A 13,705-nucleotide genomic window follows, 5' to 3' on the forward strand; every position below is an offset into this window, starting at 1 on the left:
ATTTTGAATGAATTCTTTAAAAATAACACATCTATTGGTAAAGATTTGGTTAATATGTGATGTATGGTGAGTTTGACGGATATAGAAAATAATTTTAATACACAATTTTTATATGAAATTTTGAATACTTTTTAATATCCCTTCAGAACTCAATCCTATTTCATTTAAAATAATTTTAGCATTACCATGTTCGGTTACTTTATCTGGAATGCCTAAAATGAGTACGGGAGTAGTATTTTTATTTTTTGCCAGTACCTCTAAAACAGCAGATCCAGCACCTCCTTGTATGGCATTTTCCTCAAGTGTAACTAAATAGTCATGGCTGTTAGCTAGTTTTATAATAAGTGTTTCATCAATAGGTTTTACAAAACGCATGTCAGCTAAAGTAGCATTTAAAGATTCAACAACAGGGATAGCGGATTGGAGTATGGTACCAAAAGCAAGAATAGCAATTCTCTTACCTCTTCGCCTAATAATTCCTTTCCCAACAGATAAAGTCTCTAGAGTATGACTAACAGTGACACCAGTACCTGTGCCCCTTGGATACCTAACTGCACTCGGTGTATTTTGTTGATAACACGTTGATAATAACAAACGACATTCTAGTTCATCGGAAGGTGTTGCAACAGTCATATTAGGAATACAGCGTAAAAAACTAATATCATAAGCGCCAATATGAGTAGGGCCATCTTCCCCAACGACACCAGCTCTATCAATTGCAAAAAGAACTGGTAGATTTTGAATAGCAACATCATGAATTAATTGGTCATAAGCTCTTTGTAGGAAAGTGGAATAAATGGCAACCACTGGTTTTTTGTGAGCTAGGGCTAAGCCAGCGGCAAATGTGACTGCATGTTGTTCGGCGATCCCCACATCAAAATAGCGTTTAGGAAATTTTTTTTCAAACTCGACAAGTCCAGAGCCTTCTCGCATAGCGGGGGTGATTGCAAATAGTCGATCATCTTGGGTGGCTTGGTCAATAATCCAATCCCCAAAAATTTTAGAAAAAGTTATTTGGGAACTTGATTTGGCGATTAAAGGAGGAGATTGTTTATCGAATGTTCCAATGGCATGAAAACCAATAGGATCATTTTCTGCAGGTGTAAAACCATGTCCTTTTTTTGTGTGGATGTGTAATAACTGAGGCCCTTTTTCCTGTTTTAAAGATTCAAAAATTTCTACTAATGCTAAAATATTATGTCCATCTATAACGCCGGTATAATGAAAGCCAAAATCATTGAATAACGACAGTCCTGAACGAGTGTTATGCATAATTTCAGAAAATTTAGATTCAATATGTTGGGCTGTATTAATAGCTAGAGGTATCTTTTCTAATACAGGTTTTGTTTTTATTTTAAAAGTTTTCAAAAATCCTTTAAAATCTTGTACAAGGTTCCTAGCTAAGTATTTTGGTAAAGCACCAACATTATTAGAAATTGACATTTCATTATCATTGAGAATTACTAATAAATTAATGTCATTTCTATCACCTGCATTATTTAATGCTTCAAAAGCCATTCCTGCAGTCATAGCACCATCCCCAATAACAGCAATTGTATGGTTGTTTTTTTTATCTAGTTGATCGGCAATAGCTAGACCCAAAGCAGCACTAATAGATGTTGAAGAATGTCCGACACCAAAAGTATCATATTCAGACTCGGTAATTTTTGGAAAAGGAGAGAGGCCATGGTATTGTCTAATAGTATGCATTTGGTTCTTACGTCCAGTTAGTAATTTGTGGACATAAGCCTGATGTCCTACATCCCATATTAAGTGGTCTTTGGGTGTGTCAAAAACATAATGTAAAGCTACAGTTAATTCAATAGTTCCCAGGTTACTGGCAAAATGACCACCTGTTTGTGAGATATTTTGCATGAAACAATCTCTAATCTCTTCTACTACCTTAGGAAGCTGATTCTTAGGTAGTTTTTTTAAATCAGATGGATAGTTGATTTGTTCAAGTAGTGTGGTCATTATTATTAATGTGGTTATTTTATAAGATATATTGTTATTTTATACGATTTATAGGTAAAGATCACTGGTTAGAATTTATTAAGAGATAACTCATGTCAGCGTATTCTCATAGAATTATTATTTATAATGATTTACCCCCGCTGCCGTGTCACCTTACAGTATGAAGGTTAGTTGAAACCAATAAATATTCTACTAAATTTTGTGTGTATAACTAACTATTTAATAAACATAAGTTTTTTATAAAAATAGGTTAATCTTAACCATATTCAGATACATTTTAGTTTCAAGTTATATGTATTTTTTGTTAAGAGGAAATAAACTGTGTAGATACATTGTGTCTTGGGTACTGTTATTTGCTGATAAGGTAATTTGGAAAAGATGGAATATAATATAAGGTAATGTTATAAGGTAATGTCAGAGCTTTATAATTATTTTTTGGGAGCTATATAAATTAGCCATAAAAATTATTTTTTAACGAGTCAGCGTGAAGTTTTCTATTTATAGGGTAATAACTTAGATGGATATGGGTACGATATAAGTGCTAAGAATACAATAGTTAATTTGACTAAGTAATTGTAATCATGAATAACGATATTTAGTTATTAAGGCTAAATCATAAATAATATCTGGGGTTAAAAACACAAGATGATACAAATTTATATCATTGTTTCATAATATTTGTAATCAATACAATCACATGGATTATTATGTTACAATGACACTTAAAATAAAAGCAAGAATCCATTGGTAGTAACAAAAAAAAGCTTTTATTGACAAACCTTTTGGTTTCTGTAATGTATATAATCTGATACTAGTTGGAAGTGATAGCATTAAATATTGATTATCAACTTATGATGAATTATTGTGAGTATTTTAGATGAGAGGTGGAGTAATCTTGGCCATCGTTATTTTAGAGGCAATATAGGGCTCAATTTGGATTGGCTCATTAAATCTGATTGATAATTTAGCTAGTTACGATCAGTAATCGTAAATATCTTAAAAAACAGTTACTTAATCATTGGATTATAGAAAACAAAATCTAGAAGGGATTAAACAAACTGATGTAGTCTGTTGAGTGTGATAGGAATAATACTCAGTATGAGTCGTAGAGTGAGGTTTACTAATCACATATATTTGAATTATGTAGAATACAGTCAAAATAAAATTAAGGACGATCAAGTAATGCTATTCAATGAAGTATTGTGGGATCATGAATTAATTGCGAAGTACGATAAACCAGCTCCTCGTTATACTTCGTACCCTACTGCTCTAGAATTTGATCAACAACTGTCAGAGCAAGATTTATTACAGGCATTCCAAAAATATACTGATAAAAACTTATCGGTATATGTACATATCCCATTTTGTCATAAGCTTTGTTATTTTTGTGGATGTAATAAGGTGGTGACAACCCATCAGGAAAAAGCAGATATTTATTTAGATTTTTTAGAACGAGAAATTAAAGCAAGAGCACCTTTATTTAAAAATCGTACAGTAACCCAATTACATTGGGGCGGGGGGACACCTACTTATCTAACCTGTGCTCAGGCCAGTCGGTTGATGGATCTGTTAAAAAATTATTTCCATGTGCATACTGAGGCTGAAATTAGCTTGGAAATGGATCCTAGAAAAATCGACAATACTTATTTGTATTATCTGAAAACATTGGGCTTTAATCGTATTAGTATAGGTATTCAAGATTTTAATATTGAGGTACAACGTTTAATCAATCGAGAACAAGATGAAGGACAGATTTTTGGGTTAGTGCAGTATGCTAAAGAATTAGGATTTAAATCTATTAGTGTAGATTTAATTTATGGCTTGCCTAAGCAAACGTTGGATAGTTTTCATCATACTTTAGAAAAAGTAAAAGAATTAGATCCTGATCGCATTAGTGTATTTAATTTTGCCTATCTACCTAATTTAATTAAAGCACATAAAATGATTAATGCTGAAGATATTCCTGATGCCGAATTAAAATTAGAAATGTTTCAAGATACAATTCAGTTTTTTCAAAATTCCGATTACCAGTTTATTGGTATGGATCATTTTGCTAAAAAAACAGATGAATTGGCCATATTACAAAACGAAAGACGATTACACCGTAATTTCCAAGGGTATACTACACAGGGAGAAAGTGATTTACTTGGATTGGGTGTTTCTGCGATTAGTATGATTGGGGATGTTTATGCACAGAACGAGAAAATTCTTTCTCAATACTATGAAGCAGTCAAACAGAAAGAAACAGCCTTACTAAGAGGATTCAAATTATCTGAAGAAGATTGCATGCGTCGGGATATTATCAAACAAATTGTGTGTGATTTTCAATTGCAGTTTGCAGATTATGAAAAAAAATATCATATTAATTTCAAAGATAAATTCTATGAAGAATTGGAAGAGTTACGAACTTTTTCAGAGGATGGATTATTAGAACTAAATGAACAAGGATTTACCGTTATGCCAGTGGGTCGATTGCTGATTCGGCATATTGCCATGGCTTTTGATGTTTATTCCAAAGCAAAGCAACAAATATTTTCTAAAGCTATTTGATAAGGGGACTTAACCGATTGTAGGAGATATTTTGAGCTGATTAATGGGTAGTTTATCAATGATTTTGGGGTTATTTTCTGAAGAAATTGGTTCTAAGCTTCTCGCTTGTTATTTGAAATTGTGCCTACAAAATACCAATGAGCAGAAAAGAGTATTCATTAATTAAGATAATAAGCTATGGAATGTCATCATTATTTGAGACCTTATTCACCTTGTTAATTAATAGATAGGAAAAAGATGAACATACTTATTTTTATGAAATAATTCATTGGTATAGTTGTTTTGCTTGGCAGTTTTTTATTTTAAGTGCCATCTTGATATTTTTTTGTAGTACAGTGGGGTCAAATTCTTTATGGATAATATTCCAGAACTGATAAATGGCTAAAGCATCCCCGTAAGCACGATGACGACTAGGGATGTTAATATGATGTTTTTGTACTAGAAAATCAATACCATGCTTTTTGTCTTCTGGATAAAGTTGTTTGGCTAATTGATAACTACACAGTAATATATTGTCTAGATGACGGTGGTTGCGTGCAAACAAAGCTTGAATAAAATTAAAATCAAAAGTAACGTTGTGAGCAATAAAAATAGCATCCCGCAACATATCTTGAATCTCATCCAGGTATAGCTTGATATCAGGTTGATTAGCAACTTTCTGATTAGTAATCCCAGTTAGTTTTTGAATAAAATTAGGGATGTCTTCTTTGGGCTTAAATAGGTGTTGGAATTCAGTAACTTTTTCGTTATCTATTCTGAGAATAGCCATTTCTATGATTTCATGATGAGCAGATTGGCTACCTGTTGTCTCAATATCAACAAAGGCAAGTGGTGTATTTTTATTTATCATACCGGGGATTGAAATTATGCAAATATGAAAAAGTGATTATAATACTGTTACACACTACCAGTGTTTTAAAATAAAGTCTCTATTGCTAAATTTGGGAAAAAGATACAGTTTTTTTTGGAGACAGTTTTTTGGTATTTAAAACCAAAATACTGTTATTGGTAATAATGCTATGCGTACAGCTTTTCCAAAAGTATTTAAATTAATAACTATCCGGATAAAATAAAAATTTGTATGTTTAACAAACACTGCGGAATTCTTTGCCTATAGTACCAACTTAGGGGTGGATGGATAGTAAGTAATTCGAAGAACTATAATAAGGTTTTTTTTGTTTTTGAATTATTTGTGTATTTATTATATTAGCTTTAGCCAATATCGCAGGGACTGTGAGGTGTGTAGAGAGTCCCCCCCCCCCTGCAATAATACCATTAGGCAATGGTGTTGCAGCGAAAGGTATAGATGAATCTACATGGGGTGTAAAGGCTACTCTATAGCATTAGCTGAGCGGGAGGATCCACTAAGGAAGGAAATTAAATATGAATCATCATCTAACTGACTATCCTTGTTTATTTTCACCTTTAAAAATAGGCAGTGTCGAAATAGTTAATCGTATTGTAATGGGTTCTATGCATACTGGTTTAGAGGCTCGAAGGAAGGATGCTGGTAAATTGGCAGCATTTTATGCTACCCGAGCAAGAGGGGGGGTTGGCTTGATTGTAACAGGAGGTATTGCACCTTCACGTACTGGATTGTTAGCACCTTTTGATGGAAAAATGACTAACTTTTTAGATGTAAGTCATCACAAACTTGTGACTCAAAGTGTTCATGAATCTGATAGTAAGATAGTATTGCAACTGTTACATGCTGGCCGCTATGGTATGACACCATTTAAAGTGGGGGCAGGATCGCAAAAATCACCTATTCATCCATTTAAACATATTAAAGCGTCTGATGGTATGGTTAGACACTTAGTTCGTAGTTTTGCCAAAGCAGCAAAATTAGCTCATAAAGCAGGTTATGATGGTGTTGAAATTATGGGTGGAGAAGGTTATCTCATTAATCAATTTTTGTGCCCAAGAACCAATGATAGAACTGATCAATGGGGGGGATCTACAGAAAATAGACAAAGATTTTTAGTAGAAATTATTAAAAATATTAGGTTACAGGTTCCCGATGATTTTATGGTTATCTTAAGACAGTCTATAGCAGATTTGGTTGCAGGTGGCCAAACATGGGATGAAATTATTACCATGGCCAAAAAGGCAGAGGAATTAGGCGTGAATGCGATTAATACAGATATTGGTTGGCATGAATCAAGAGTACCTACTATAGTCACTTCAGTTCCCAGGGCTGCTTTTGTACATTTTACCGAACGATTAAGAGATAAGGTAAGCATTCCACTAATTGCATCTAATCGCATTAATACCCCTGATGTAGCGGAAGAAATTTTAGCCAGAGGTTTGGTGGATGCAGTATCTATGGCTAGGCCATTATTGGCAGATCCAGAATTTCCTAATAAGGCAAGAACAGGTAGAGCAGATGAGATTAACACCTGTATTGCGTGTAATCAAGCATGTTTGGATCATATTTTTGTAGGTAGAAAAGTATCTTGTTTATTAAATCCTAGAGCTGGTAGAGAAACTACCTTGATTTTAACCCATAGTGTAAAACCTAAAAAGGTGGCTGTGATTGGTGCAGGTCCTGCGGGGTTATCAAGTGCTATTGCTGCTGCAGAGAAAAAACATTACGTAGAAATTTTCGAAGCAAATGACACAATTGGAGGGCAATTTTTAATTGCTGCAAATATTCCGGGGAAAGAGGAATTTAAAGAGTCATTACGTTATTTTAGGCGACAGTTGGAAGTTAATCATATAAAAGTCCATTTTAACACGCATGTGACAGTAGAGGACATTCAATCTCAAGGATTTGATGTGATAATTGTTGCCACAGGAGTGAAACCACGGATTCCTAATATTGAGGGGATTGATCATCCGATGGTAATGACTTATGTTGATGCGGTTTTGAGAAGAAAAAAAGTGGGGAAAAGAGTGGCAATTATTGGTGCTGGCGGGATTGGCTTTGATGTGGCCGAGTTTCTAACTACAGATAAATCCCTTACCTTGAATTTGCCAGAATGGGAAAAAGAATGGGGGATAGATCATAGCTTAACAATACCAGGATTTGTCACTAACCCAGTAGTTACACCCTCAAGTCGAGAGGTGTATTTGCTACAGCGAAAAGCAGGAAGTCAAGGCAAAACACTTGGTAAAACGACAGGATGGGTGCACAAAGCCGCCATCATAAAGAAGAAAGTTCAACAAATTTCTGGTGTTCAATATAACAAAATTGATGATGATGGCTTACATATTAGTTTTTTGGATAAGACAAAAATACCGCAGGTATTGTCTGTGGATAATGTTGTATTATGCGCAGGACAAATATCTGTAAATAATTTAGTAGAACCCTTAAAGGCACTAGGTATTCAGGTGTATGTAGTCGGTGGTGCTGATTTTGCGGGGGAATTAGATGCCAAAAGGGCGATTAAGCAAGGAATGGAAGTAGTAGAAATGATTGAATAGTTAGTTATCGGGCACCGAAACCAGTAAAGATGGTTTTGATAGTTTTGAGGAAAATTAGGAAATCTAAAGAAAGTGAAAAATGTTTGATGTAGAATAAGTCGTATTCGATTTTGATGAAAGTTTCACCGATGCCGGATGCATAACCTTGGTTAACCTGAGCCCAACCCGAAATACCTGGTTTGACGATATGGCGGTAATCATAGAAAGGGATTTCTCCTTTAAATTGATCAACAAATGTTTTTTGTTCAGGTCTTGGTCCAATTAAACTCATGTCCCCTTTAATAATATTCAAAAACTGAGGCAGCTCATCAATTCTTAATTTACGAATAATTCTACCGAGAGGTGTTACACGTTCATCACCTAAAGATGCAAACTGAGCACCGCATACTTCTGAATCTGTATACATACTTCTTAGTTTATATATCTTAAACTCTTTTCCATTATAACCTACTCTTTTTTGAGTGAAAATAGCAGGTCCCTTACTTTCTAGTTTAATTAGAACTATAGTGGCTAATAAAATCGGAATAAGAAAAGGTGAAATTAGAATAACACAGACAATATCCATTAAGCGTTTCAGTTTGCTATACAGACAGGAAGGTTGTAGGATGCCTGGTTCATTTTGATTTAAACGATCAATTATCACTCGACCTGTATAAACTTCCAAAAGTTTTTCAGCATCAACTATAGTAATGTTTTGCGAACTACAATTAGAAATAAATCTTAGCCATTCATTACTTAATTGAGGATGATTTAAGTCTACCACCAGATATTTGATAGGCTCTGGAGGGAGATTTGGTTCTTCAATAAGTATAAATTCATTATTTGTCATTACAGATCTCAAATCGTATTTATCATAGGTGGGAATATAACCTGTTCGATATTTTTTTTTGGCTATTGATGTAGGTATCAAGTAGTATCACTAATAAGATGATAACACTCCACGATACAATATAATGATGTGTGTAAGGAAGGTGAAAACTCATTAATACAAATATAAACCACATACAAGCAGTGAACGTAATATATATAGCTGTTCGATAAGTAGGCAAATAATCAATTTTTGTAAGTATAATCCTGAAAAAGATAAATGTTAGCGAGATAACTAGGATACTAATCCAATTATTTTGTAAAATATTGGTTAGATTACCAGTAATAAGTGCCGGGATAAAAATATACAGGAGCAACAAAATTATCTGATGAATCCAATTAAAACTTTGAGATAAAGATAAATTTGATTTCATAAAAATAATCGTTATTTTTTGCAAGTTATAACCTAATATGGTACTTCTTTCAAGTAATTTGAGAGATTAATTGTTGGTATGTGGGAAGTGCTAGGTCTTTATCAGAAACGTGACGTTCACTTGGTAAAATCATCCAATTAATATTTAATTGGGGATCGTCATACCTTACACCAATTTCATGGCTAGGAGAGTAGGGTGCGTTAACGTAGTATTGTATAGTGGCACATTCCGATAATACAGCATAACCATGTAAAAAACCTTCTGGGATTAAAAGCTGCTGTTTTTGGCGTTCATTCATCAGAATTGTCATAGTTTTACCAAAAGTAATCGAATTTGGGCGGATGTCTACCACGGCATCTAATATTTTTCCAGATAGTACTTGTATGATTTTTGTCTGGGCAAAAGGCTCTATTTGAGCATGTAAGCCTCTGATAACTCCATAATAGGAAAAACTTTCATTAATTTGTACTAAATTAAAATTTAGAATTTTTAGATAGTCATTTTGTCTAAAAGTTTCTAAAAAATATCCTCTGTTATCCTTATGGACATTGGGCGTAATTAATTTACAATCAGGTAAGCTAGTATTTTCTATCATTGTTGTAACCATTCTGGATGATTGATATACCAGTTAATAGTGTATATTAAATAATCATCAAAAGCGAATAAAGGTTGCCAGTGTAGTGTCTCTTCTATTTTAGTTGAGTTTAAAGCATAGCGAAAATCATGCCCTGGTCTATCCTTGACATGAGTGATTAAACTGATAAGGGTATGTGCTGGGCAACCCAATTCTTTTTCCATATAAAGGCAAATTTTTGTCACGACGTCCAGATTAGAATATTCATTATGTGCGCTAATAGCATATGTTTCTCCGATAATGCCATGATGGAATATAAGATCAATAGCTCTGACATGGTCAGGAACAGCAATCCAGTTTCGTATTTGTTGTCCAGTACCATAGATAGGGATAGGTTTTTTAACTAAAGCATTAGCTATGGTATGGGGAATTAATTTTTCTGGATGCTGATATGGGCCATAATTATTAGTTGTGTAGGAAATGATGGCGGGGAATTGATAAGTGTGGTGATAGGACATGACCACATGATCAGCTGAAGCTTTGGAGGCCGAGTAAGGAGATCGAGGTCGATAAATACTTTGTTCATCAAAAGATAAAGGTTTATTAATACTGCCAAATACTTCATCAGTCGAAATTTGTAGGTATTTGAAGTTTGGTGTTGGACAATTTTCTAAATAATTTCGACAAGCCTCCAGTAGATTAGCCGTACCCAGAACATTGGTTTGTACAAAGGGGATGGGGGATTGAATAGAATTATCAACATGTGTTTCGGCAGCTAGATGGATCACCCCTTGAATTTGATAATCGTGAATGATGCATTGGATTGTTTTGAAATCATTAATGTCTGCTTGAATAAAAGTAAAATTAGGTTGCTGTGCAATAGACGCTAGATTTCTCAAATGACCTGAATAAGTGAGACTATCTAGGATAACACATTGATAGTTAGGATAGTTAAGTACAAAATACTCGACTACATGACGTCCAATGAAACCAGCCCCTCCTGTAATTAAAATAGTTGATTGAACAGTCATGGTTTAATCAAAAAAACTAGTTTGGTTTGGTATTTGTTCATTTTCAACCTCTAAAGCAGCTTTTTTCTCTCTTATTGCTTTAAGTTTTCTTGTATAACAGCGCTTTAAGACGATACGTCGTTGTTCATTAGAAAATTCATTCCAGCGTAACCGCTCCTCTCGATTACGAAAGCAACCAATACAATACCCTTTAGAATTAGTTTCACAAATTTGTCGACAGGGGCTAGGAATATCAAGAAGTTCTAGTTGTTGCATAAACTATGGAAGCCTCGATATGGCTTGTGTGAATAAATCAAAAAAAGCATCTGTTTTTACCTTATAAAACCAATCAACATTGGGCTTTTTATTTAATTTTTGATTCCAATCTACTTGCATTGCTCCTTCCATTAAACCATGATTGGTTTCGATATCAGCAAAAATAGATTTAGCAGTAAATAAATCTGGTTTGGCAATATAGCCAATAGTACAAGGGTCATGTAATGAGCCTCCTTCTAAACCTAATTTTTCAATATCATAACGGCTATAATTTTGTAGTAAGTTAGCAATTCTAGAACCATTTTGATTGGGTAATTGCCGTAATTGATTTATTCTTGGGGTGGTAATACAGACTTTATGTGTGATATCTAAAGGGAATATACGTATAGGCAATTCAGATTCTAGAATGATTTTACTTGCAATTGGATCTATAAAAAAATTGAATTCGGCATTTGGGGTGATATTGCCCAATGTTAAATAAGAACCACCCATAATGACTAATTCTTTAATCCCTTGCTTGCAATCTGGGTTAGTTTTAAGTGCAAGCGCAATATTCGTTAAGGGGCCAATAGCACATAAAGTGATAGAATTTTTTGGTGCGTTAACTAAGGTGTTGGTTAAGAATGTTATAGCTGATTGCTCTTGTAAATGGGTGTATGGTTCGTGTAAAGTGGCATCTCCTAGACCTGTACTACCGTGTACATCATCTGCTGTAATTAGTGGTTTAATAATCGGTTCCGCCGATCCTGCATAAACAGGAATATCACTTCTATGTGCCCAGTCACAAATAATGCGAGCATTTTTTTGGCTGTATTTTAAGGGAACATTACCTGCCACAGTAGTTAATGCAAGCAACTTGAGTAATCCCATCTTTTCTAGACCCAATGCAAAAAGAATGGCAGCACAGTCATCAATACCAGGGTCGGTGTCAATAATCACCTTAGGAGGCTGAGTAAAAGAATCGGTCATATTTTAAAACAGTCTATTTTAATGAATCTTTAACATAAAGAGAACTATTATAACTCTAATTTAAATTAGAATGAATGATTCTGTAGGATAAATGACAAAATTTGATCTTACTAGAATTACATTTGGATATTACATGAGAATAAGCTTGATGGTTTTTGTCAACAATATTGGGTATTGATTGGTTTTATGCATAAATCAAAATCAGAAAAGTTAATTGTAATCAATACAGAGACTCATTTAAGACGAGTCTATTTAGGTGTTCTGAATCCTATTATCCAAGGAGATTTAGAGTTTGGTGCTAAATTCCAGAACAGGAAATTGCAGGTATTTATGGTATTAGCCGAGATACTTTGAGAGAGGTCATTGACTGTTTGGTATGACAAAAGTTGGTTGTGTGTATTCTACATGTAGGTGGTTGGGTAGGTTCTCTGATAATGGAATAGTTGGTTCAACTGTATCAAATTGGAGCTTCCTTAGAGGGATCAGGCTGTTGATTAGCAGCAGAGAAAATTACTGCAGATGAGCGTAGTACCTGTTTAAATTAGAGGATTGTGATTTTTACTACCGTTATTATTAGTTCTGGTAAGGAAATACTGACGATAAGAATGTACTGCCAGAGATTATTGGCCGTTTCACACTATAGGATCAAGTATTTGGAGAACATTATAGGATTGTAGCGTCATTACAAAAAAATACAGTGAGTTAGCAGAATTACTAATGAAAGATACAGACAAGAAGCACAAGATAAAGTATTACAGCATTTCTACGGACAAAGGGAACAAGGAGAAAAATCCAATGAGTGTCATTAGCGCAGGTCAAAAATTTCGAGAAGCGGTTCAAACAGAGTCTCCATTACAAGTAGTAGGAACAATGACAGCTTATACAGCAAAAATAGCAGAAGCAGTTGGTTATAGAGCTCTGTATATTTCAGGTGGAGGTGTATCTGCCAATTCTCTTGGCTTACCTGATTTAGGTATTAGCACCATGGAGGATGTTTTAATAGATGCTAGAAGAATTGCAGAAGCAACCTCATTACCCATATTAGTAGATATTGATACCGGTTGGGGAGGTGCTTTTAATATTGCACGAACTATTCGATCTTTTATTAGAGCTGGGGTGGCCGCGGTACATATTGAAGATCAAGCTGGAAACAAACGTTGTGGTCATAGGCCAAATAAAGCAATTACCTCTAAAGAAGAAATGACGGATAGAATCAAAGCGGCGGTGGATGCTAGAGTAGATGAAAAATTTGTAATTATGGCTCGGACAGATGCCTTAGCTTCGGAAGGGTTAAATCAGGCAATTGATAGATGTTGTGCTTATGTAGAAGCAGGTGCTGATATGATTTTTCCAGAAGCAATTACTGAGCTATCTATGTATCAGCAAGTAAAAAAAGCAGTAAAAGTACCTATTTTGGCTAATATTACTGAATTTGGTTATACCCCATTATTCACCAAAGATGAACTGGCTTCAGTGAATGTGGATATTATTTTGTATTGTTGTGCTGCTTACCGTGCAATGAATGCTGCCGCTTTAAAGGTATATCGGGAAATAAGAGAAAAAGGCACACAAAAAGGTTTGATCGATATTATGCAAACACGTAAGGAGTTGTACGAATTTCTAAATTACCAAGCTTATGAAGATAAATTAGATGAGTTGTATGTTAAAAATCAGTAATTGAAAGG

Annotated in this window: 11 protein-coding genes; 4 read left to right on the forward strand and 7 right to left on the reverse strand. The window is 34.3% G+C overall.

What is annotated here, in order from left to right; translation table 11 throughout:
* Nucleotides 1-108 precede the first annotated feature (108 nt).
* A complete protein-coding gene (locus tag GKC53_05735; protein ID QRN41610.1) occupies nt 109-1,980 on the reverse strand; it encodes a 1-deoxy-D-xylulose-5-phosphate synthase in 1,872 nt (623 codons plus the stop codon).
* Nucleotides 1,981-3,156: 1,176 nt separating this feature from the next.
* On the opposite strand from GKC53_05735, the gene hemN reads away from it, so the two are divergent.
* A complete protein-coding gene (hemN, locus tag GKC53_05740; GenBank protein ID QRN41848.1) occupies nt 3,157-4,524 on the forward strand; it encodes an oxygen-independent coproporphyrinogen III oxidase in 1,368 nt (455 codons plus the stop codon).
* Between the two features lie 265 nt (nt 4,525-4,789).
* Here hemN and GKC53_05745 read toward each other — a convergent pair whose 3' ends face one another.
* On the reverse strand, nt 4,790-5,374 hold the full coding sequence (locus GKC53_05745) for a hypothetical protein (protein ID QRN41611.1): 585 nt from the start codon (nt 5,372-5,374) through the stop codon (nt 4,790-4,792).
* 533 nt (nt 5,375-5,907) lie between these two features.
* Here GKC53_05745 and GKC53_05750 point away from each other — a divergent pair.
* Nucleotides 5,908-7,950, forward strand: coding sequence for an NAD(P)-binding protein (locus GKC53_05750; GenBank protein ID QRN41612.1), 2,043 nt, complete (start codon nt 5,908-5,910; stop codon nt 7,948-7,950).
* A gap of 4 nt (nt 7,951-7,954) precedes the next feature.
* On the opposite strand, the gene GKC53_05755 is transcribed toward GKC53_05750, so the two are convergent.
* The 5 genes from GKC53_05755 to GKC53_05775 all read right to left on the reverse strand — a co-directional run bounded on the left by GKC53_05755 (nt 7,955) and on the right by GKC53_05775 (nt 12,020).
* A complete protein-coding gene (locus GKC53_05755) occupies nt 7,955-8,779 on the reverse strand; it encodes a UDP-glucose--undecaprenyl-phosphate glucose-1-phosphate transferase (protein QRN41613.1) in 825 nt (274 codons plus the stop codon).
* 461 nt (nt 8,780-9,240) lie between these two features.
* Nucleotides 9,241-9,798, reverse strand: a complete 558-nt coding sequence (gene rfbC, locus GKC53_05760; protein ID QRN41614.1) for a dTDP-4-dehydrorhamnose 3,5-epimerase — start codon at nt 9,796-9,798, stop codon at nt 9,241-9,243.
* Nucleotides 9,783-10,796: a dTDP-glucose 4,6-dehydratase gene (gene rfbB, locus GKC53_05765; GenBank protein QRN41615.1), complete on the reverse strand. Its 1,014-nt coding sequence runs from the start codon at nt 10,794-10,796 to the stop codon at nt 9,783-9,785. The genes rfbC and rfbB overlap by 16 nt, the downstream gene beginning before the upstream one ends.
* Before the next feature lie 3 nt (nt 10,797-10,799).
* A complete protein-coding gene (locus tag GKC53_05770) occupies nt 10,800-11,051 on the reverse strand; it encodes a DUF1289 domain-containing protein (GenBank protein QRN41616.1) in 252 nt (83 codons plus the stop codon).
* A 3-nt stretch (nt 11,052-11,054) separates the two neighbouring features.
* On the reverse strand, nt 11,055-12,020 hold the full coding sequence (locus GKC53_05775) for a nucleoside hydrolase (GenBank protein QRN41617.1): 966 nt from the start codon (nt 12,018-12,020) through the stop codon (nt 11,055-11,057).
* Between the two features lie 186 nt (nt 12,021-12,206).
* On the opposite strand from GKC53_05775, the gene GKC53_05780 reads away from it, so the two are divergent.
* Together GKC53_05780 and prpB are read left to right on the forward strand one after the other, a co-directional pair.
* Entirely contained in the window at nt 12,207-12,374 is a 168-nt protein-coding gene (locus GKC53_05780) for a hypothetical protein (GenBank protein ID QRN41618.1), read from the forward strand.
* A gap of 441 nt (nt 12,375-12,815) precedes the next feature.
* Nucleotides 12,816-13,697 (forward strand): methylisocitrate lyase, encoded by an 882-nt coding sequence (prpB, locus tag GKC53_05785; protein QRN41849.1) that lies wholly within the window; start codon nt 12,816-12,818, stop codon nt 13,695-13,697.
* Nucleotides 13,698-13,705 lie beyond the last annotated feature (8 nt).

It is taken from the genome of Neisseriaceae bacterium, from assembly GCA_016864895.1.
Classification (GTDB): Bacteria; Pseudomonadota; Gammaproteobacteria; order Burkholderiales; family Neisseriaceae; genus QFNR01.